The organism is Campylobacter ornithocola (assembly GCF_013201605.1).
GTDB classification, from domain to species: domain Bacteria; phylum Campylobacterota; class Campylobacteria; order Campylobacterales; family Campylobacteraceae; genus Campylobacter_D; species Campylobacter_D ornithocola.
Window position 1 is genome coordinate 1,592,922 of the sequence record NZ_CP053848.1, and the last position, 22,103, is coordinate 1,615,024.

Below are 22,103 nucleotides of genomic sequence, written 5' to 3' on the forward strand. Positions count from 1 at the left end.
TTAAAGGAGAAAAAATGACCCGAGAACAAATTCAAATCATCAAAGATTGTGTACCAGTTTTACAAAAAAATGGTGAAGTTTTGACAAAAGAATTTTATAAAATCATGTTTGAAGAATATCCTGAAGTAAAGCCTATGTTTAATATGGAAAAACAAGCTTCAGGTGAACAACCAAAAGCTTTAGCTATGGCTATTTTAATGGCAGCAAAAAATGTAGAAAATTTAGAAAATATGAGAAGCTTTGTTGATAAAGTAGCTATCACTCATACAAGATTAAATGTTAAAGAAGAACATTATCCTATAGTCGGCACTTGTCTTTTAAAGGCTATTAAAGTAGTGTTAAATGCAGATGAGGCTACATTAAAAGCTTGGGAAGAAGCTTATAACGCTATTGCTAAATTTTATATAGACATTGAAAAAGAAATTTATGCAAAAACTAAGTAATAATAGGCTTTGAAAATCAAAGCCTATTGTAAAAATGCTACCCCTGCTTTAGCTATTTTTACATCCTCATCTAAGTGTGCTCCACCCACACCTATACCACCAACAACAACACCATCTATAAAAATCGGCACTCCACCGGGCATAATGGAAAATTTATCATCTAAATAACGAATATCTTCAGGTATTTTACCTTCTTTTACACCTTTAAAAATAATCGCTGTTTCTCTTTTTTGCGAAGTAGCTGTGTAAGCTTTTTTATAACTAGCATTAAGCGTATGCACACCTGCTTTATCATCTCTTAAAACTGCTAAAATTTGACCAGATTTATCCACTATAGTAATGCTTACATGAAAGCCATTTTTTCTTGCTTCTTTTTTTGCAAGATCCAAAATCCTTTCAACCATTTGTGTGGTTAATACAGGCTCTTTTACGAGCTCAAAAGATTTTGCCATCAAGCTTACTCCTAAAAATAAACACAAAATGAGTAATTTTTTCATTTTTATTCCTTTAAAATTTTTCTACTGCATTTTTCGCTAGTTCTTTTATATCGCCTTTTAACTCTTGTATTTGACCATTTTGTGCAAGTAAAATTCTATCAGCCATATCAAAATACACATCATCATGTGTTATAGCAAATATAGTAATACCCTTTTGCTTTAAAAGCGGTAAAAGCTTAGTGTAAAAAAACTTTCTAAACATAGGATCTTGATCAGCCGCCCACTCATCTAAAATCAAAATATCTCTTTTTTCAAGTAAAACACTAAGCATAGCAAGACGCTTTTTTTGTCCTGCTGAAAGCTTTATAGTGCTAAAAGTATTTCCTATAAGTTCTACTTTTTCATTTAGCTCTAAAATTTCAAGCCAATAAACTAAGTCCTCTTTGCTAAATTTCTCATCTTCTAAAACGTACTCAAATAAATGAAAATCACTAAAAATTGCACTAATTAGATTTCTATACTCATAAATATTTTTTGTGGTGATTTTTTCATCATCTAAAAAAATATCTCCTTTAAAATCCGTAAAAAGCCCTGCTAAAATCATAGAAAAAGTAGATTTACCGCTACCGTTTTTACCTATTAAAAATATACACTCACCTTTTTTAAGCTCGAAATTTACGGGTTTTAGAGCAAATTTTTCATTATAAGCAAAAGATACATCTTTAAAGCAAAGTTTTCGCCAAACTTTTTTGTTTTGATTAAGCTTAAACTCGTGAGTATAGTTTTCTAAATTTAAATTTGAAATTTTATCTAAGGCAATTTTTGCCATCATAAGCGTAGGAAAACTTCCAATCATAGCCCCAAGTGGCGCTCTTAGAAAAAGTACACTTAAAGCAATGGTCGTAGCACTTTGCAAACTAGCAAACTCATAACTTAAAGCCATATAAAACTCTACCCCTACTAAAGCTAGCATGGCACTATTACTCCAATTGTTAGATAAAATATGCAAGATATTTCCCATAGTAGAACTTTTTTTCTTTTTTAGGGCATTTTTTTCAAACTCATTTTCATAATAATATTTCGCTCTCAAAGGATTAAGAGTTAGCTCCTTATGTCCTTGTAAAATGTTTTGATAGTTTTTTTGCAAGGCATCATCATTTTCCCTAGCATTTTTAAAATAAAAATACACCTTGCTCATCAAAAAATTATCCACTATAAAAATACAGACTATCCAAGTCAAACACAAAAAGAAAATTTCTAAAGAAAGATAAGCTATATAAGCACTTACACAAATGATCAAAACACTTGATTGTATAAATTCAGGAAGCCTCAAAAGCCCAAAAGAAATGCTACGCACATCATTATTCAAAGAAGCTAAAATCTTTGCTTTAGTGGTATTTAAAATACTCAAAACACTTGTATCTAAAATTTGTTTTACAACCCTTCTTTGCATTTTAAAAATAAAACTTTGACCAAAGGTACTTAGGGAAATTTCCACAAAAGAAGAACTTGCAAAAAATACAAGCAATAAAAGCACAAAATACATAATGATATTTGAATTTTCAAGATTAGCTTTTAGTAAAAATTCATTAATAAAAACCAACACCAACACACCCAACATACTTGTAAAAATACTAAAAAGCAAAAAAAGAATGATTTTAAGTTTGTTTTCTTGAAATAAAACCCATAAAAAACTCACAATAATACCTTTAAAAAAATAAATTATAAAATTATAACTAAATACTAATACACTCTCAAACCCCCACCTTTCATAAATTCCTATTTCACCATATCCCCCCTCCCATATTTCTCATTATAAAACTATTTTACTCTTATTTATATTTCAGTTTAAATTTATGATTTTGTATTTATAATTTCTAACTTATTAATGAAATATCAGCTAGTTTTTTTATAAATTTACAGCTGTTAGTTAATTAAAGATATTAATATTAATCTTTGAAAGGATATTTTATGTCTAAAGTCACATTGCACCCTATGGGGGGGGGGAACGATAATTTTCGTTTTAACTTACACTCTTTAAGTTTAAATCTTTTTAAATCTTATAAACATTCTAAACTTTTAAAACTTTCTTTACTAACTATTTTATCACTAAGTTCTTTAAATGCAGCCACACAAGCTACTTATGATAATACTTTAAAAGCTTATGTTATTAAAAAACATGGTTTTAATGATGAAAGTGTATATGATAATACTAATGATACTTATAAGTTTTTAAATGGTAAAAACTTCTATGGTCAATTAGCTACTAATAAAAATCTTTCTAATATCACTTTAATCTATGATAATCCCAAATCAAAACATATGAACTTTAGTGATATGAGATTAAAACAAGAAATACTTACTCCAAATATAAAAGAAGATATCTTTGTAGTAAATGGCTTTCATGGAGCATATTCTGCTAATAATAGCATTAATCAAATAAGCTATATACCTTTTTTAGTTTCAGCTTATACCTTTAATGCTAAAGCTAATAATAATACCCTAACATTAAAAGCAGGAGAATTATCTTCTATATATTATTTAAAACCTACTAATAAAGAAGTAATGAATCCTAAAGCTACAGGTTTAGATAATAAATATAATTTTTTAATTACCCCAGCTATAGCAAGAAAGGGTGAAGCTAGTAATAATACTTTAAATTATTTAAAAGATGCTTATGTGAATATGGGTGTTGAAAACACTTATACCTTAGTTTTAAATGGTGCTCCTTATGTAGTAGGTGCTTTTGGAGTGGATGCTAATACTAATAATAATAGTGTTATATTAAACAAAGGAGTAAAGATAGACTTTCATACTACTCCTTATAGACAAGGTGCTTTAGGAGAGAGTATTTTTGATGAGAGAATGACTCATATTTTAGGTGCTATGAGCTACAATGCTAATGCTAATAAAAACAAACTCATTATAGATGGAGCTTCTTTAGTAGTTCATGGACCAAGTGGAGCTTATTCAACATCAGCTGCTACACATTTAGGTGGAGCCTTTGTTGATGTAAATAATAATCAAAACTACCAAGTTAGTGAAAACACCACCTTAATCAATGATTTAAAACTAGATTTAAGAGTAGATACTAAAAATACCCCATTAGCTTATAATGCTGTATTAAATGGAGAAATCTATGGAGGTAAGATCACTCAAGGTAATGCTCATAAAAATACTATAGAAGTTAAAGACTTACAAACCTTACTTGCTCTAAATACTAATATAGAAGTAAAAGCACTCTTAGACTTTTATGCAGGATTTGCAAGTAATGGCTATGCTAATGATAATAAGATTAATATAAATCTTAAAAAACCTTTTGAGATTAATGCTAATTTTACTGGAGAGAATGAATTTAATCTTTATGGAGCTTATGCTAGTAAGGGTGCTAGTAGAAATAGTGTGAATATAAAAGGGGATTTAACCCAAGAAAGTGTAGTAGAAAACTATCAAGATAAAATTTCAATCACAGCAGCTAAGGTATTAAGTGGAAAAGCAGATAATAATAAAATTAATCTAAGCTCATCTAATGTATCTATACCTTTATATATTTATGGAGTTAGTAAAACTACTTTAGATAATAAAGACTATTATGCACAAACAGCAAGTGATAATATTATTAATTTAAAAGAAGTAAAATCAGCTAGAAACCTAACCACTATTATAGAAGCAAATAATTTAGAAAAAAATACCATTAATTATGATTTAGTTCAATCTTTATCTAATGCTTCTAATATAGATAAGGGTTCTAAAATCATTTTAAGAGCTAATGAAAACGCTTTAGATAATACTTTAAACATTAAAGATTATTCAAGTGCTGCTTATGATAATGTATATGTTATTAGTGCTAAAGAAGAAAGTGCTAATAATAATATTAGCTTTACAAATTTAGCACTAGGTACAGCTTCTGATAAAAGAGAAGGTAGGGTATTAATTAGTGCAGGTATAGCTAAAAATACTCATGATAATTATATCCATATAGCTAATTTAAATATAGATGAGTATAAAAACAATGAAGCTATTATTATAAGTGCTTCTGGTGTATATAGTGAAAATGATAAAAGCTATAATAATACTTTATATTTAAGTGGTAATACTAATATATTTAATAATACTAAAATAGATATATTAGCAGGTAGCTTTTTACAAACCCAAACTGATAATGGTTTTACTCCAAAAGCCATAAAGCATAAAAACAATACTAATAATCATCTTTATTTAAATACTAATATCAGTGCAAAGCTAGTAAATAACTTTGATCATTATAGCTTTATCTTAAAAGATGATACAAAGAATTATTTAAGTGCTAATGAAGCTATTAATTTAAGTGAAAAAACTTCTATTAATGTTTATACCAACAATAATATAAAAAATAAAAGCTTTATTCTAATGCAAAGTGAAAAAGGCTTTATAAATGAGGATAATAAACAACTAGATCAAAAAGATTTACAAAGCTTATTAGACATTATCACTAAAAACAATCAAAGCTTACATAAAAACATTAAAGCAAAGGTTCAAAAGGCTAAATACACTCTAAGTGCAAGTAAAGATGCAAAAAGCATAGTAGTGAATTTAAATTAAAAACAAAAATAAAAACAATAAGGATATATCATGAAAGCACATCATAAACTCTCAAATCATATCATACTCTCAGGTATAACAGTATCAATGCTTTTTTCTCCACTAATGGCTTTACCTAGTGGAGGTAAATTTACTCATGGGACTAGTGGAACTATATCTGGTCCATACTTTGATAAAAATACTGGTAAAAACACTATTGATATCACAGGTAAAACACCAAATAAAAATAGCCATGTTATCCAATGGGGTGGTGGTTTTAGTATAAATAAGGGTGAAAGTGTAAATTTTAAAGGTCAAGGACAAAACTACCTAAACATTGCTCATGGAACAAGTAAATCTACTATAGATGGCTTATTAAATGCAAGTGGTAATAATGTCTTTTTAATCAACCCTAATGGAGTAATCATTACTAAAAATGGAATTATCAATGCTAATCGCTTTGTGGCTTCGACTTCGTCTATGAGTAATGATGATATGTGGAAATTTGCAAAGCTAACTAAAGAACAAGCCGCAGCTTTCTCTCCGGTATTTAAGCCACATAAAGCAGGTAATGTAGTGAATATGGGTAATATTAATGCAAATAATGTATTACTTATAGGGAATAAGGTAGATATACAAGGTGGTAAATTAGGTAATGCTGATTCTACTACGCATTTGGTAGGCAATTATGTATATATAGATGCAGATAGTGCTAAGTTAAATTCTAATAAAATCAATGTAACAGCTGTAGAAGGTGGTTACACACAAAGACAAATGATAAATTTCGCTAATGATGGTTATAAATTTGGTAATAATGTAAATATACAAAATACAAATTATACAGATACTACCAACACCACTCATATAGGAAATTCTAATTTCAAAAAAACTTTAACTATGGGTAATATGGGAAATGAAAAAGATAATGCTATAGAGTGGTGGCACTTTGCAAAAGGTTGGAATGAAGGTTTAGATAATATTAAAGAAATTGATGAATTTAAATTAGTAGGAGATATTGATTTTAACGGAATGACTATAGATCCTATTGCATATGATTACAATAATGCTTTTAATAAAACATTTAATGGAAATGGATACACATTGAAAAACATTACTATAAATGCTAATGAAGATTACAATGTTGGTTTGTTTGGAGCTATTAAAGATGCTAAAATTGATAATATTAATATTGATAGTGTAGATTTTAAATATAATCATAGTTTACCTAATAGAATAGGTGCTTTTGCAGGTCACATTGGTAATAGTTCAATTTCAAATATATCATTAAGCAATATAGGCATGATTAATGGGATTAGGATTGTTGGTGGTTTTAGTGGTAATGTAGCTGATTCTTTTATATCAAACATAAAGATTGATAAAATAGAAGGCATCAACGCAACAAACGAAGGTAAATTCGCAAGTAATGCTATAGGGGTGGGTGGATTTACAGGAATGGGGGCATCTACATCCTATAATAATGTTATTTTAAAAAATATTGGTAATATATCTTTAACTAATAAAATTGGAGAAGTTTATACAACTTATATTGGTTATTTTCTTGGAAGATCAGATCAATTATCAGCATCAAAAAATGCTAATGAATTTAGAAATATTGCAATATATAATGTTGGAAATTTATCAGCTACTGGAACATGGAGAAATGATTCTTTATACATAGGAGCTTTTGCTGGGGCGTTACATGGTAGTAAAAAAGATGATATGGAAAATATTTTTATATTTTTAAGCAATAATTCAAAAATATCTTATAATAAAAATTTTAGAAGCACGTATTTTGGAAATTTAGCAGGAGTTTTTATCGCAAATTTAAATAATATTCATATTTATAACAAAGAAGGATCCTTAACCAACGCAACTGCTGATCAAGCTTACTGGAATGATTTTAATAAAAATGGTTATGTTTCAGATAAAATAAACATCCACACCTATAATGATTCTACTCAAGAAAGTATCTATAAAGACTTTTTATCTAAAGCTAATACTATAGAAAAACCAACCCCACCAACCAACCCTGATAACCCAAATGATTCTGATGTTATTTTAGGTAGTGATGATGTAATTAGCAAAGAAGATTTAAACCAATGGCTTGATGAAATATTTGCAGGAAATTACTGGGTAGATATAAAAGATCTTGATAAAATTCATGGCCTAAATGAAAGTATCATTCAAAGTATATCTTTCTTAGAAGCTTTATATGGTCAAGAAGGTATGAAAGATATATTGGAAAAATTCCATAATGATTATAAAACAGCTTATTCTAAGTATGAGGAATTTAAAAACAATAAAGCAGAACTTTTAGCTTTTATCAATGAAAAGTTAAAACCTTTAGTAGAACACTCTAATAATTCTCTAAAACAACTACTAACCAAACAAAAAGAACTTGATAGTGTTGTTAAAGCTTATAATGCTTATGTAGAATTAATCAATAAAGGTTTAGCAAGTAAAAATGATCAAGAATTTAAAACCTTAGAAAATAAATTAAATTCTTTAATGAGTGAAAGTCAAATTCTAGCTAATAGTATTTCTAATAATCAAATGCTATTAGAAAAATGGAAAGGAAAAACAAATACTGATTCTAATGGTCATTTTACTATCAAAGGTGCCTTTGCTAATGCTATATTAAATACAAATCCTGACTTAAAAGAAATAACTGGAGATGGTGGAAGTATAGATGATCCAAACAGACCAGAACTTCCCGCAACAGATCTAACCTTCGAACAAACTGCTTCACTTAATCTAATAGGTAATAATAGCTTAGAAGAAGAGGAAGAACAAGAAGAAATAGAAGAAGCTTCTATGAATCAAAAAGGTAAAACCTGCATAGTAAGTGATAATTATAAAACTATGAATCCTTGTGTGGTTGGAGGATTATAAACACTTTGCTAGGATATAACTATCCTAGCAATAATAATGAGTATGAATAAATACTTGCATTAAACAATATTGTGATTAATCTATACAAATATAAAAGCCAAATTAAGAAAAAAATAAATAAAAATAAAAAATTAAGGAAAAACCATTATGAAAAAACTCTTATTTACTACTATAGCAATTAGTTCTTTAGTCTATGCTAATAATAATGAAGGTTCTATTATCATAGCTAAAAATGATATAGAAAAGGTTATAGAATTATCCCCTGATAAAAACCTCCCTCAAAACAAAGCCATAAAAGAAAATCTAAAAACCAAAGATGATTATGAAAAAGCCCAAGAAGCTAAAAAGGTTTTAGAAGAAAAAAAAGAACAATTAAAAGAAAAACTAAGACAAGAAGAGGAAGCTAGTAATAATCAAACTAATTTAACTAATACTAGTTCTACTAATGATAATACTAATAAAAAAACTAATAACACTATTAACTCAAATAAAGAAGTTAATACTAGTGCAAAAGATAATACCGACAACACAACCGATAAAGAAAACAATACTAATATAAATACTACTACTAATGAAAAAACTAACAATACTAGTAAAGAAAATAATACCAACACAGCTAATAATACAACTAACACTAACTCAAACAATCAAACCACTAATACAAGCAATATAAATAATTCTACTAACTCCACTACAAAGCCTATGATTAAATATCACTTTGTTCTTACTAATAAAAACACTAGCTTTAAAAAGCTAGGTATTAAAGAAGAAGATTTACAAAGCTTAGTGAGTGAGTTTAATGCTAAAAGATTTAGCTTGCAAGATTTACAAGATATATCTAATATCATTGCTTATTATTTTCAAGTTAATGGCTATCCTGCAGCAACAGCTTATATTCCTCAACAAGAATTTGATGGAAAAAATATTCAAATTAATATTTCTTTAGGAGTATTAGGCAAATATATAATAAAAAATAAAACTACTATAAAAGATCACTTCATAGAAAGTAAGCTTAATGAAAAAATCAAAGGTAAAATCATCTCTACTAAATTAATAGAAGATAGTGTGTATAAAGTCAATGAAATGTATGGACTAAATACCCTAGCAGGTTTACAAGCAGGAGAGAATGTAGGAGAAACTGATATACTTATAGAAGTAGAACCTGATACTAAGGCTAATGTATTATTATATAGTGATAATTATGGTATTAAGAGTGCAGGAGAATATAGAGCTGGTATTAGTATGGGATTTAATTCTATATTAAATATGGGAGATTATTATAATTTTTACTTACAATCAAGTGATGAAAAACAAATCAACTATGGAGCTAGTTATACTTTCTTTTTAGGAAATTTAAAAATTACTCCAAGTATTTCTCAAGGATCTTATTCTTTAGGTGGAGATTATAAAGAAGTTGGCTTTAGTGGTACTTCTAGAAATTTTGGTATAGACTTTTCTTATCCTGTATGGATAAATACAAATTCATCTTTATACTTTACTTCTAGTATTTATCATAAGATATTAAAAGATGAACCTTTTTCAAATATATTTGATGATTATAGTATAGATAAACATTCTAATGTAGGTAGTATGGGTTTAGAAGGTTTATTTAGAGGCTTTGAAAATAATACCCTAAGTTATAGTGCTAAGATAAGTATAGGTAAAGTTAATGATGATGGCACTACTATATTTGGAGATACATCTAAAAGTGATGGTAATGGCTTTGGTTGGTTTAGAAAACTCAATGCTAGTTTGAATAATTATTATAGTATTAATGAATACATTACTCATACTTTAAATATAAACTATCAAAAGGTATTAGGGAATTTTGAACTAGATTCTTCTGAAAGTTCATCTTTAGGTGGAGCTTATGGAGTAAGAGCTTATGATAATGGAGAAGGTGATGGAGATAATACCATAGTAGCTAACTTTGGTATAAGAATAAATATACCAAATACGAATTTTTATTTTACACCTTTTTATGATATAGGTTATGCTTGGTATGAAAAAGACTCAGGAAGTAGATTAGCAGATGAGCATTTTTTAGATGCAGTGGGTTTACAAATACTTTATAATAAGAATAATGCATATTATATAAAACTTGATGCAGCAAGAGCATTACATCAGTATAAATACGATGATGATCATAGAATGAAATTATATTTAAGTGGTGGGGTGTATTTTTAACCCCTTGTTTTAATTACCACTTAGAAAGTACACTTTGGTGGATAAGGATTTAAAAGCTTTAGAATGGATTAAGCTTTGACAAGCTTTAGACTTCGAAACACTTGTAAATTCACTTTGACTAAAAGCATTTAAAGCTTCATCTAGTTGAGTTTTTATGCTTTGATTTTTTGGATCTTTTAAGGTTTGGTTTTTTAAATCTGCTATATTTTGAACTTTACTTTTTTGAGCATTATCTACCATAAGTGCTAAAAGCAAAATACTTTCTTTATCCACAAAAAGCACCTTAAAACACTGCTCATCATTTCCCACGCTAAAATCAAGCTCTTTGGTAGCATTTTGCAAGGAAGATAAATCTTCATTTTTTACATTTGCTACATTGCTCATTAAAGCTATACTTGAAAGACTTTCATTTTTTAATACATAAGAGCTTACATCGTTAATAAAAGTTTTTAAATTTCCTAAAGCTTGAGCTGTACTTGCCTCATCTTTACTTGTGCTAAATTTTGGCAAGGCAACTGCAGCCAAAACTCTAAGTATAATCACTACAAACACAAGCTCTATAATAGTAAATGCCTTTTTCATAACACACCTTGTAAATTTTTGACTTTAGGGCTTATAAGATCATCTTCAATACTTGCAAATTCTTTACGCTCATAAGCTTCACAAGCTGCCCTTGCTATCATCAAAGCATTATCTGAGCAATACTCAAGTGGGGCTAGTAAAAGTTCACATTGATAGCTTTGACATAAACACTCTATTTGGCTTCTTAAGCCTAAATTTGCACTAGCTCCACCTACTATACCAAAGCGTTTAAATCTATGTTCTTTAAAAATTTTTTCTAACTTGTTTAAAATATGAGCTATAGCTGCTTTTTGAAAAGCAAAAGCGATTTTGCTTTTACGCTCTAAGCTTAACTCTTCTTTTAAAATTTCTAAACGTACTTGGTTTTTAAGTCCTGAAAAACTATAAGCTAAATCTTTAGAGTGAAGCAAAGGGATACTAAATTTTAAATCACTTTCTTTTGTATTTTTAGCTAATTTTTCTATGATAGCCCCACCAGGATAACCAAGATCCATCATCTTTGCTACTTTATCAAAACTTTCTCCAAAACTATCATCATTCGTTCTTGCAAGTTCTGTGATTTTGCCTTGTTCATCAATAAAAAGCACCATAGTATGCCCACCGCTTACAAGCAACACACCCATATCAAAACTAGCTTTTTTATCTAAAAACATAGAGTAGATGTGTCCTTTTAGGTGATTAATAGCTATGAGTGGTAGATCTAAACTTATAGCAAGCATTTTAGCCATAGCAACCCCGCCTATTAAACTCACACTAAGACCAGGTTCATTTGTAACTGCTATAGCACAAAGTTTATTAAAGTACTTTTGGCATTTTTCTAAGATTTTAGGTAAAGCTTCACTATGCAATCTCGCAGCAAGTTCAGGCACAACCCCACCATAGGAACTATGTGCATTTTCTTGTGAAATTTTTGTGTGAAAAATGCATTTAAAAGTATTTTTCTCAATGATAGCAATAGAACTATCATCACACGAGCTTTCTATAGCAAGAATTAAATTTTTCATTGAAATTCTACCAAAATCATACCGATAAATTTATCTTTCTTCTCTGCTTTTTCTATAGCTTTTGCAGGTATACTTACTTTTTTAATCTCTTTGAAGTTATTCTTTTTCTCAAAAACTTGATCAGCTAAATTCGCATTTTTTAACTCATAAAATTCCACTCTATAAATTTTTCTTTTTTTATCTAAAGAATAACGACTTTGCATTTGATTTTTACTAATTAAAATATCACTTTCATCAACACCCCTATCAAATCCTATAACATTCACTCTTACACCAGCAATAGAAGGAATTTTAAAGTTATTTTTTACCATGATCTTTTGAGCAAAATTAGTTTTTATGTTTTTACCATCTACTATCACTTCAACACTATCTAGGGCATTTGAAAATTCAAAATAATCAGGATACAATCTAGTTTGCAAACGATTTCCATAATTTATTGAAAATGAATTTGAATTTAAAACAACAGCTGTAATTTCATTACTTGCCTTATAATTTAAAGCTTGGTTAATAGGAAAAGGTAAAAAATTTATAGCATTGGCTGGCTTATCAAGATAAAGCAAGATTTTATCATTAAAAAGTTTTACTTCTAAAGGTTTTTCAATGGCATTATAAACCCCATTTGGAGTTAAATCAAAAGTTCTTTGAAATTCTATATTTGCTTTTTTTAAATAATACTCCACCGCTAAAAGATGATAATACACCCTTAAATGAGTTGGTAAATTTTTACTTGCCTCATTTGCAAAAGCAGCTTTGTGGTTTGAAACAACAAAATATGTCAAAGCCTTTAACATATCTTTATCATTACTTTCTTGAGTTTTGGTATTTTTTAAATGATATTGATGTTCTTCTTTGATTAAAGCTTTATTAATGTTTTCTACTGCCTCTTTAGCTATATTTTCTAAGTCTGCGTATTTGGTAGAATTTACTTCGCTTTGATCAATGATGCTAGTATTACCCCAGCGATTTGGATTTTTATCTTTGCTTTCATATTGTGGTCTATAAAAACCACTTCCATCGTGTAAATTTATAACCATATTAACTTCAGGATCTAAAATCAACTTTTTTATACGCTCTATAGTATGAAAATCTGGATCATTTTCATCTATATAAGCAAACTTTCTATTTAAATCGCCAAAATTTCCTCTATTTCTAGCGATAATACTTTCAAAAGCTAAATTTGGTGCAACGATGATTTTGCCTTTAGTAATATTATAATCACTCAAAAGTAGACTAGCAGCATGAAAGCCACCTGGCTCATCTCCTTGCATACCTCCAAGAATTAAAACTGTATTGTTATCATCTAAACTTTTTCCATTTTCCTTAACACTAAATTCCAAAGCAAAAACAACATTTACAAAAACTAAAATACTTAAAAATAATCTCACTTCATTTCCTTATCTAAATAAAGCCTCACTTGTTTGTCATACTCAAATACATCTTCAATTTGGTTAATCTTTGGCACTCCAAAATGATCTAATGATTTAAAAATTCCTCTAGCTATATCTAAAAATTGTGCTTTTTGAGCTAAAAATTGATACACCATATATTCATTTGCACTATTAATAATCACACCTAAATCAGGCTCTTTTAAAAGTTCATCTTTAAGTGAAAATATAGGGTATTTTTTTAAACTAATTTTCTCAAATTTTAAACTTGACATAGTTAATAAATCTAAATTTTCTATAAAACTTTTACTATGTTTATTTAAAATCGCTTGAGCGATAGATAAACGCATATTTGCATGAGAAAAATAAGCACTTATACCACCATCTTTAAACTCGCACAAAGCATGCACTAAAGATTTTCTTTCTATTAAAGCATCTATTTGTTTAATACCATAAAGATGATAAGCTTCGATGACTTCAAAAAGTTTATTGCACATACTAGCACTATCTATGGTGATCTTAGCTCCCATACTCCAGTTAGGATGCTTAAGAGCTTCTTTTACACTAACATTTTTTAAATCTTTAATTTTATATTTATAAAAAGCTCCACCACTTGCTGTGATGAAAAGCTTTTTAATATCTTTTCTTTTATCTATCAAGCACTTTAGCGCTGCATGCTCGCTATCTATGGCTTTGATTTTAGAGGTATCAAAAAATTTCCCTGCTACCACTAAGCTTTCTTTGTTAGCTAGAGCTAAAGTTTTACCAAGTTTTTGAGCCATAAGACTTGAATTTAAGCCAGCAAAACCTACTATAGCATTTACTACCAAAGAGCTTTTGCACTCAGCTATCATCGCCTTTAAGCCATCTTGACCACAAAAAACCTTACCATGATTAATCAAAACTTTATCTTTTTCATCTTGAATACATACAAATTTAGGCTTAAAAATAGCTATTTGCTCATTAAAAAGCTTAATATTTTTACCACAAGATAAAGCCTCTATAGCTATATTGTTTTCTTTAGCAATAAAAAGAGTATTAACCCCTATGCTTCCTGTACTTCCAAGAATAATCATACCAAAGTTGCCATTGCAAATGCTGCAATGATAACAGCATCAATTCTGTCTAAAACTCCGCCATGTCCTGGGATTAAATTACCACTATCTTTAATGCCTGCTTGTCTTTTAAAATAACTTTCAAGCAAATCTCCTATCACAGCAAAAACAGCTACAACCAAAGATATATAAATACTTTTTACCACACTAAATTCAAAAGAACCTATTATAGTTCCTAAAATTCCTGCACAAACTATCCCTCCTACAACCCCTTCTAGAGTTTTATTTGGACTTGTTGGAGAAAAAGCTCTCTCGCCAATTAACTTTCCTATAAAATATGCTCCACTATCACAAGCAACAACAATCACTATAAGCCAAAATAATACAAACATACCCTCATAACTTAATACTTGATAAAGCATTAAAATAGGTAAAGTTGGATAAATATAAGGCATAAGTTCATTTAAATTTTCACTTTTTTTATAAACTAAATATCCCAAAATCAAAATCAAAGCTAAAAGACCTATAAAGAAAGGTTTATCTAAAAACACCCCTATTGCAAAAATACATAAAGCTACAAAAACACTTGCATATTTGCTTTTAAACATAGCTTTTGATTCATTAAATGCTAAAAACAATAAAACACCAAAAATTGCAAAATTAATTAAAAAATTATCTACCAAAGCTATCACAGCTATCACAGCTATCATCACAATAGCACTTAAAATTCTTGTCTTTGAAAACATTTTTATCCCTTTTATATACTTAAATCAAGCAAATGAGAGCTTTTTTTTACTTCTTCTTGTTCATCATCTTCTTGTTCATCATCTTCCATTTGTTCTTGATGATGTTTAGAATGCTTCTTTTCTTCCTCTTGTCTTTCTTTTACCTCATCACTCACTTCATGAGTTTGATTAACCTTTTCAAGTTTTTCAACTGCCTTTTCTTTTGCTTGAAACTCACTCATATTTACTAAAGTTGCAAAAGAATCTTTTGCTAGTTCATTACTTACTTGTGCTGAATGCACTGGTGCATTTTGGTTAGCAAAATGAATACCACCTATGGGACTTATAGGCATGTTTACTCCTTTAAAATGCTTAAAGTCTTATAATTTGTATAATTTACAAAAGCCTTTTCTCTCACCTTAACAAAATTTTTACTCGTATAATCGACCAAATAAGTTCCAGAGCTTAGCTTAGAAAATTCCACACAAAGCTTTGCTGCAAATTCTAGCACTAATTGACTTATTTTTAATTTATTTGAAGTGATAATAACATGTGCACTAGGATAATCTTTTACATGCAACCAAATATCATCTTTTTTGGCTATTTTTAGCAAGTATTCATTGGCTTTTTCATTGCGTCCTACACTGATTTTAAACTCATCAAAATAAAAACTACTAACCCCTGCATTTAGCTCTTCTTTTTTAGTTTTTTTGGTTTTTTTAGGCATTAAAACTTCTAATTCTCGCAAAGAAGTGCTTTTAAAAATTAAATCTTTTAAATTTATTAAAAAATCAAGCTTTTCACTTAAAATCTCTCTTTCTATATTGATATTTTTAGCCTTTTGTTTTAATTTTTTAGCCATTTTATAAAATTCATTCGCGCTATTTTTAGGAGTATCTTCGAGCTTAAAAGCAAGTTCATTTGCATTAAAATCTTGCAAAATAAATTCTCTTTGATAATCTTTTAAAGAATTTAAATTTGCAAATAAAACATTTGCCTTTTGGCTTAATTCTTGAGCTTTTTTCAACAAATCATCTTCTTGTTCTAAATTTTCTATACTCTCTTTAAGAGTAAAGATTTTTTTATCAACATTTAAAAGCTTATTTTCTTTAATATCTTTTAAGCGATTTTGTTGCAATTTTTTGGCAATTTCTTTAAAATATGTACTAAAGTCATCAATCTTTATAAATTCTTCTTTGATTTCATAAGTTTTCAAAGCTTGGAGTTTTTCACCTATTTTTACAATACGATAGCTTTTGTCTATATGACGTAAAGCTTCTATGATAATATCATTTACATCTGTGATGATTACATTGGTGTTTTTTCCTGTAAATTCAAAATAAATTTTAGATTTGTAAGACTTGTAAGATTTTTCTGATAAAACTTCAAAAGATAAAATTCTATTATTTTCTAATACTTCTAAATTTAAAATCTTTACATTAGAAAAGTATTTTTTTAACATAAAATCAAAAGGAGCGTTATAGACTTTTGCTTGGAGTTTATCTTGGTAAATTCCACTTTTTCCACGCGTTAAGTCTAGTATAAAAGCTTGATGATCTAAGCTAAGCTCTAAGATATTATCATCAAGGCGTTTGAGATAATTTAGTCTTTGAAATTGTTTAAAATAATCTTTTATTTGTATTAAATCTGTATATTTCATAAATGTATTATAAAATATTTTGATGAATTTATGAGGTTTTTTATGAGTGAAAAAATTCCCTATCCTTGTGTGATTTTATGTGGTGGAAAATCTTCTCGCATGGGGAAGGATAAAAGTTTATTGCAAGCAAATGATAAAAACTTAACTCTTTACCAACACGAAAAAATGTCAAAAATTTTTACTCAAGTTTTCATTAGTACTAAAAAAGATAAATTTCATCAAAAAAACTTAGCACTTATTTTAGATGAAGATTTAAACAACTACTCCCCGCTTATTGCTTTAAATTCTATACTTAAACATTTTCAAAATACTTATGTATTTATCCTTAGTGTAGATACTCCAAATATAAGTAAAAAAAGTATTTATAGACTTTTTAATCATCTAAAATCACAAAATATCCTCTTAGCAAGTACAAAAAAACACAAGCATTATTTATGTGGATTTTACCATAGTAAAAATTTTGAAAAAACTTTGCAATTTTTACAAGAAAACAACCATAAATTAGCCTTTTTTTGTGCTACAATGAAAGCAGAATTTGTAGAATTTGAAAATGAAAATGAATTTTTAAATTTAAACTATTTTGATGATTATAAAAAGTGGCTTCATGAAAAAAACTATACTAATCTTTAGTGCTTTAAGCGTATTAGCAAATGAAGATTTGATTCAACAAGCCTTAGAATACGAAAAACAAGGCGAATATAAAAAAGCTATGCAAATTTATAAAAACATGGTTTTGAAAGATACAATAAAAGAAAAAAAATCATTAGAACACTCTTTAAACGCTGAAAATAACACCACAAAAGAATACAATATGGATGATTTTAACCCTAGAAAAGAAGCATTAGCAAACTATCTTGGTGCAGAAAAATCTTACAATCCTTTTGGCATTAGCACACATAATCTTAGCTATTTTATGCCTGTTTCTTATAATTTTAGCAAAAGAACTTATAAAAACACAGAAACTAAATTTCAAGTTAGTCTTAAAAAAACTCTTTTTGAAAATATTTTAGGTTTGAATGAAAGTTACAATATAGGATATACTCAGGTTTCTTGGTGGCAACTATATAAGCATTCTTCTCCATTTAGAGAAACTAATTACCAACCAGAATTTTTTATTAATTTTCCAATAAGTGGACATGGAATTTTTGAAAATTTAAAAAATATGCGTGTTGGCTTATTGCATGAGTCAAATGGGCAAGATGATCCAAAATCAAGATCATGGAATAGAATTTATCTTAGCAATGCGTGGTTTTTTGGAGATTTTGTGTTTATACCTAGAATTTGGCTAAGAATTCCTGAAAAAAGTTCAGAAGATGACAATCCTGACATAGAAAAATATCTAGGAAATTTTGATATCAATCTTGCTTATACTCAAGATAAATATTTTATCAATATATTATGGCGTAATAATTTAAATTTTTCGTCTAATCGTGGTGCAGTGGAAATAAGTGGAGCTTATAAAATTTCCAACAATGGCTTATATATTTACACTCAATATTTTAATGGATATGGCGAGAGTCTTATCGAGTATAATAAATCTTCAAGTAGACTCTCAAGTGGAATTTTACTAATGTATTAAAAATGGAAAAATTTTGCTTTATTAAGTTTATCATTAACGATGAAAAATCTTTTAAAAGATTATGTGAGTTGTTTAATTATATTAAAATTTTAAAAGATGAAAATTTACAAATAGAAGATTTATACACAGATGAAAGTATATATAATTTTTATAGCAAAAAAGAATTAGAATATTTCTCAAGCAAAGATTGCTGGGAATTTGATGATATTTTTGATTGTATAGGAAATGGAGAATATTATTTTCACTCTATAGAAAAAATAGAAAAAAATATAGCTAAATTGTATTTTTATCCCGTTTCTTTTCCTTATGGTGGAGTTGAACCTATAATCGAGTTTATAAAATCATTCCAAATGAAAATTCTTACAATTGATTGTGGTTATATGGAAGAATTTGAATATTAAAAGCCTTAAAAGACTTTTAATATTAAAGCAAGCAAAATGCTATAACGCTACCTAAGATAAGCAAAGAACCATTAAAGCATAAAAATGTTGGTATACAAGTATCTTTGATATGATCACCTTGTTTATCTGCACTAAGTCCTACACTAACCCCTAGGGTAGTTTCACTAGCAGGCGATCCTGCATCACCTAAAGCTCCTGCAACACCGATGATAAAAATAATTGCAACAGGTGAAAAACCAAGCTCTATACATATAGGACAAAATAAAGCAGCGATAATAGGGATAGTACCAAAAGAACTTCCTATACCTATGGTGATTAAAAGCCCTATGGCTAGCATGATAAAAATAGCTAAAAAGTGACTTTGCTCCATAAAAGGCACACTTGTTTTTACAAGCTCAGCTATACCTCCACTTTGCTTTAAAACCTCTCCATACCCAGAAGCAACAAGCATTACAAAGGCTATATAACCCATGATTTTAAGCCCATCATCAAAAACTAAATTAACTTTGTTATACTCTACTCCGCCCAAAATCACCATCAATACAAAACCTAAAAGCCCTGATAAAGGTAAATTGTGCGTTAAAATTTGCAAAATCAAAGTCAGCAAAAGACCAGCTAAAACACCCCATTCTTTTTTACTCATTTTTAAATTTTCAAAATCCATTTTGGCAATTTGCTCTTCTTGATATTCTCTTGGTTTAGCATAAAATACAAACACAGCCAAAAACAAGCCAACTAGCATACAAATAGCTGCAAAAGCCATAGTTTGAGAAACTTCTCCTAAGCTAATTTGCACTCCATTTGAATTTAAATTGTCCACAAGCAAAGTTTGAAAAATAAGCCCAAATCCCAAAGGTACCACCATATAAGGAGTTGTAAGTCCAAAAGTTAATGCACAAGCAATAGCCCTGCGATCTATTTTTAACTTATTAAAAAGTTTTAATAAAGGTGGGATCAATAAAGGCACAAAAGCCACATGTATAGGAATTAAATTTTGCGAAAAACAAGCAATAAGCGCTAATGAAAGTATAAGTAAGTATTTTTTATGTGAAATATAATGCGAAACTACTTTAATCAAATATGCTGTTAAATTAGTCCTAGATATAGCTGCAGCTACTGCTCCAAGTAAAATATAACTTAGTGCTGTTTGCAAATTTCCTTGCATACCATCAATTAAAACTTTCATAGAATCCATCATAGCCTGTGGAAGCTGTGCAAAAAATTCTACCAAAGTCAAATGTTCTACATTCATAAATTTAGACCAAACGCCGACAAAAAGTCCTGAAAGTAAAACACTAAGCAAAACATTAAATCTAAAAAAACACAAAAGCGTCATTAACACAACGCCTATAAATACCGGATTAGTTAAAAGCATTACATTCCTTAAATCAAAATCATTTCACATTTTAAATAATTTTATTTAAAATACCATTTAAGTTTTAAAAAATTTAAGCAAAAATTGCAAAATAAAAGCATAAAATGATAATTTTTACTTTAAAAAAGGATACAAAATGAGAAGTGATGCGATCAAAAAAGGACACTTAAAAGCACCAAATCGCTCTTTGCTTAGAGCTTGTGGTTTAATTGATGAGGACTTTGATAAACCTTTTATAGGTGTGGCAAATAGTTATATAGATATCATCCCGGGGCATTTTTTCTTAAATGAATATGCAAAAATCATTAAAGATGAAATCCGAAAAAATGGTTGTATTCCTTTTGAATTTAACACTATAGGCGTAGATGATGGTATAGCTATGGGACATAATGGTATGCTTTATTCTTTACCAAGTCGTGAAATCATCGCAAACTCTATTGAAACAGTGATGAATGCACACCAACTTGATGCGTTAATTTGTATCCCAAATTGCGATAAAATCACTCCAGGTATGCTTATGGGGGCTTTAAGGGTCAATATACCAACCATTTTTGTAAGTGGTGGACCTATGAGAGCAGGAGTAAATAAACATGGAGAAAAAATCAGCCTAAGTTCTGTTTTTGAAGCAGTAGGAGCTTATGAAGCTAAAAAAATCAATGAAGATGATTTAAAAGACATAGAATGTAAAGCTTGTCCGAGTGGTGGTTCATGCTCTGGTATGTTTACTGCAAATTCTATGAATACTTTATGCGAGGCTATGGGTATAGCACTTGAAGGAAATGGAACCATTTTGGCTCTTAGCAAAGAAAGAGAAGAACTTTTAAGAAAGGCTGCGCGTAGAATTTGTGAAATTGCTTTAGATGAGCGTTTTAAAATTAAAAATATCATTACCAAAAAGTCTATCAATAATGCTTTAGTTGTTGATATGGCTATGGGTGGAAGCTCAAATACTATCTTACATATGCTTGCTATTGCTTATGAAGCGGGTATAAATTTAGATATAAAAGAACTCAACCATATTAGTGCTAATGTAGCCCATATAGCCAAAATTGCACCTTCTTTAAATACAATATACATGGAAGATATACACAAAGCCGGTGGGGTAAGCGCAGTTATGGCAGAAATTGCTAAAAAACCTGGACATATTTTAGAACTTGACACACTAGATATTAACGGAAAAACTTTAAAAGAACGTATTGAAAATGCTAGTATTAAAGATGAAAGCATTATAAGAAAAATAGACAATGCATACTCTAATGTAGGTGGTCTTGCTATACTTTTTGGAAATTTAGCTAAGCAAGGTTGTGTAATAAAAACCGCAGGCATTATGGGAGAGCGTAAATTCAAAGGCAAGGCGGTTTGTTTTAACTCTCAAGAAGAAGCTATTAAAGGCATTATAAAAGGCAAGGTCAAAGAAGGCGATGTATGCGTGATACGCTATGAAGGACCAAAAGGTGGGCCTGGTATGCAAGAAATGCTTAGTCCAACCTCTTTGCTAACCGGCATGGGACTTGGTGCTAAAGTAGCACTTATAACAGATGGACGCTTTAGTGGAGCTACAAGAGGACTTAGCATAGGACATATCTCTCCTGAAGCTGCAGAAGGTGGACTTATAGCACTTTTAGAAGATGGTGATGAAATAGAAATTGATGCAGATACTTATAGTATTAATGTAAATTTAACTCAAGATGAAATCACCAAACGCAAAGCAAATTTTAAAATGCCTCATAAGCAAATAAACTCAAGATGGCTTAAAATGTATCAAAAGCTTGTAAGTAATGCCAGTAAAGGTGGGGTTTTAGATTTAGAATAATTTTC

The 22,103-nt window shown here is 29.0% G+C and carries 18 protein-coding genes; 8 read left to right on the top strand and 10 right to left on the bottom strand.

The window, feature by feature from the left end; genetic code table 11:
• The first annotated feature begins 14 nt into the window (after positions 1-14).
• A complete protein-coding gene (gene cgb, locus CORN_RS08125; protein ID WP_066006332.1) occupies positions 15-443 on the top strand; it encodes a single-domain globin Cgb in 429 nt (142 codons plus the stop codon).
• Between the two features lie 23 nt (positions 444-466).
• Here cgb and CORN_RS08130 read toward each other — a convergent pair whose 3' ends face one another.
• Positions 467-940 (bottom strand): GlcG/HbpS family heme-binding protein, encoded by a 474-nt coding sequence (locus CORN_RS08130; RefSeq protein WP_066006330.1) that lies wholly within the window; start codon positions 938-940, stop codon positions 467-469.
• Positions 941-950: 10 nt separating this feature from the next.
• Entirely contained in the window at positions 951-2,579 is a 1,629-nt protein-coding gene (locus CORN_RS08135; protein WP_172664002.1) for a multidrug ABC transporter permease/ATP-binding protein, read from the bottom strand.
• A gap of 272 nt (positions 2,580-2,851) precedes the next feature.
• Between CORN_RS08135 and CORN_RS08140 the strand changes: the two genes are divergently transcribed.
• The 3 genes from CORN_RS08140 to CORN_RS08155 all read left to right on the top strand — a co-directional run bounded on the left by CORN_RS08140 (position 2,852) and on the right by CORN_RS08155 (position 10,519).
• Positions 2,852-5,461 carry a hypothetical protein gene (locus CORN_RS08140; RefSeq protein ID WP_172664003.1) on the top strand — a complete coding sequence of 870 codons (2,610 nt, stop codon included), beginning with the start codon at positions 2,852-2,854 and terminating at the stop codon, positions 5,459-5,461.
• Positions 5,462-5,491: 30 nt separating this feature from the next.
• Complete coding sequence (locus CORN_RS08145; RefSeq protein WP_172664004.1) at positions 5,492-8,332, top strand: two-partner secretion domain-containing protein; 2,841 nt, start codon at positions 5,492-5,494, stop codon at positions 8,330-8,332.
• Positions 8,333-8,479: 147 nt separating this feature from the next.
• Positions 8,480-10,519, top strand: coding sequence for a ShlB/FhaC/HecB family hemolysin secretion/activation protein (locus CORN_RS08155; RefSeq protein WP_246260877.1), 2,040 nt, complete (start codon positions 8,480-8,482; stop codon positions 10,517-10,519).
• Positions 10,520-10,528: 9 nt separating this feature from the next.
• On the opposite strand, the gene CORN_RS08160 is transcribed toward CORN_RS08155, so the two are convergent.
• From CORN_RS08160 to CORN_RS08190, 7 genes are read right to left on the bottom strand one after another with little or no spacing between them, the layout of a single operon-like run.
• The gene (locus tag CORN_RS08160; RefSeq protein ID WP_172664005.1) at positions 10,529-11,101 is read right to left on the bottom strand and encodes a type II secretion system protein; all 573 of its coding nucleotides are present in this window, start codon (positions 11,099-11,101) and stop codon (positions 10,529-10,531) included.
• Positions 11,098-12,105, bottom strand: a complete 1,008-nt coding sequence (tsaD, locus tag CORN_RS08165) for a tRNA (adenosine(37)-N6)-threonylcarbamoyltransferase complex transferase subunit TsaD (protein ID WP_066006979.1) — start codon at positions 12,103-12,105, stop codon at positions 11,098-11,100. The genes CORN_RS08160 and tsaD overlap by 4 nt, the downstream gene beginning before the upstream one ends.
• Complete coding sequence (locus tag CORN_RS08170) at positions 12,102-13,490, bottom strand: M99 family carboxypeptidase catalytic domain-containing protein (protein WP_066006980.1); 1,389 nt, start codon at positions 13,488-13,490, stop codon at positions 12,102-12,104. The genes tsaD and CORN_RS08170 overlap by 4 nt, the downstream gene beginning before the upstream one ends.
• Positions 13,487-14,566, bottom strand: a complete 1,080-nt coding sequence (dxr, locus tag CORN_RS08175) for a 1-deoxy-D-xylulose-5-phosphate reductoisomerase (RefSeq protein WP_066006981.1) — start codon at positions 14,564-14,566, stop codon at positions 13,487-13,489. Before dxr ends, CORN_RS08170 begins: the two co-directional genes overlap by 4 nt.
• Positions 14,563-15,291, bottom strand: coding sequence for a phosphatidate cytidylyltransferase (locus tag CORN_RS08180; protein ID WP_066006982.1), 729 nt, complete (start codon positions 15,289-15,291; stop codon positions 14,563-14,565). Before CORN_RS08180 ends, dxr begins: the two co-directional genes overlap by 4 nt.
• A gap of 11 nt (positions 15,292-15,302) precedes the next feature.
• On the bottom strand, positions 15,303-15,623 hold the full coding sequence (locus CORN_RS08185) for a hypothetical protein (RefSeq protein WP_066006986.1): 321 nt from the start codon (positions 15,621-15,623) through the stop codon (positions 15,303-15,305).
• Positions 15,624-15,625: 2 nt separating this feature from the next.
• Positions 15,626-16,930, bottom strand: coding sequence for an NFACT RNA binding domain-containing protein (locus CORN_RS08190; protein WP_066006988.1), 1,305 nt, complete (start codon positions 16,928-16,930; stop codon positions 15,626-15,628).
• A gap of 42 nt (positions 16,931-16,972) precedes the next feature.
• Between CORN_RS08190 and CORN_RS08195 the strand changes: the two genes are divergently transcribed.
• The 3 genes from CORN_RS08195 to CORN_RS08205 are packed head-to-tail and all read left to right on the top strand — an operon-like array spanning position 16,973 to position 18,910.
• Entirely contained in the window at positions 16,973-17,560 is a 588-nt protein-coding gene (locus CORN_RS08195) for a molybdenum cofactor guanylyltransferase (protein ID WP_066006993.1), read from the top strand.
• A complete protein-coding gene (locus CORN_RS08200; protein WP_066006995.1) occupies positions 17,535-18,509 on the top strand; it encodes a phospholipase A in 975 nt (324 codons plus the stop codon). The genes CORN_RS08195 and CORN_RS08200 overlap by 26 nt, the downstream gene beginning before the upstream one ends.
• A gap of 2 nt (positions 18,510-18,511) precedes the next feature.
• Positions 18,512-18,910: a hypothetical protein gene (locus tag CORN_RS08205; protein ID WP_066006997.1), complete on the top strand. Its 399-nt coding sequence runs from the start codon at positions 18,512-18,514 to the stop codon at positions 18,908-18,910.
• A gap of 22 nt (positions 18,911-18,932) precedes the next feature.
• Here CORN_RS08205 and CORN_RS08210 read toward each other — a convergent pair whose 3' ends face one another.
• Positions 18,933-20,285 (bottom strand): Na+/H+ antiporter NhaC family protein, encoded by a 1,353-nt coding sequence (locus tag CORN_RS08210; protein WP_066006999.1) that lies wholly within the window; start codon positions 20,283-20,285, stop codon positions 18,933-18,935.
• Positions 20,286-20,421: 136 nt separating this feature from the next.
• Here CORN_RS08210 and ilvD point away from each other — a divergent pair, with 136 nt between their 5' ends.
• On the top strand, positions 20,422-22,098 hold the full coding sequence (ilvD, locus tag CORN_RS08215; protein WP_066007001.1) for a dihydroxy-acid dehydratase: 1,677 nt from the start codon (positions 20,422-20,424) through the stop codon (positions 22,096-22,098).
• Positions 22,099-22,103: the final 5 nt, after the last annotated feature.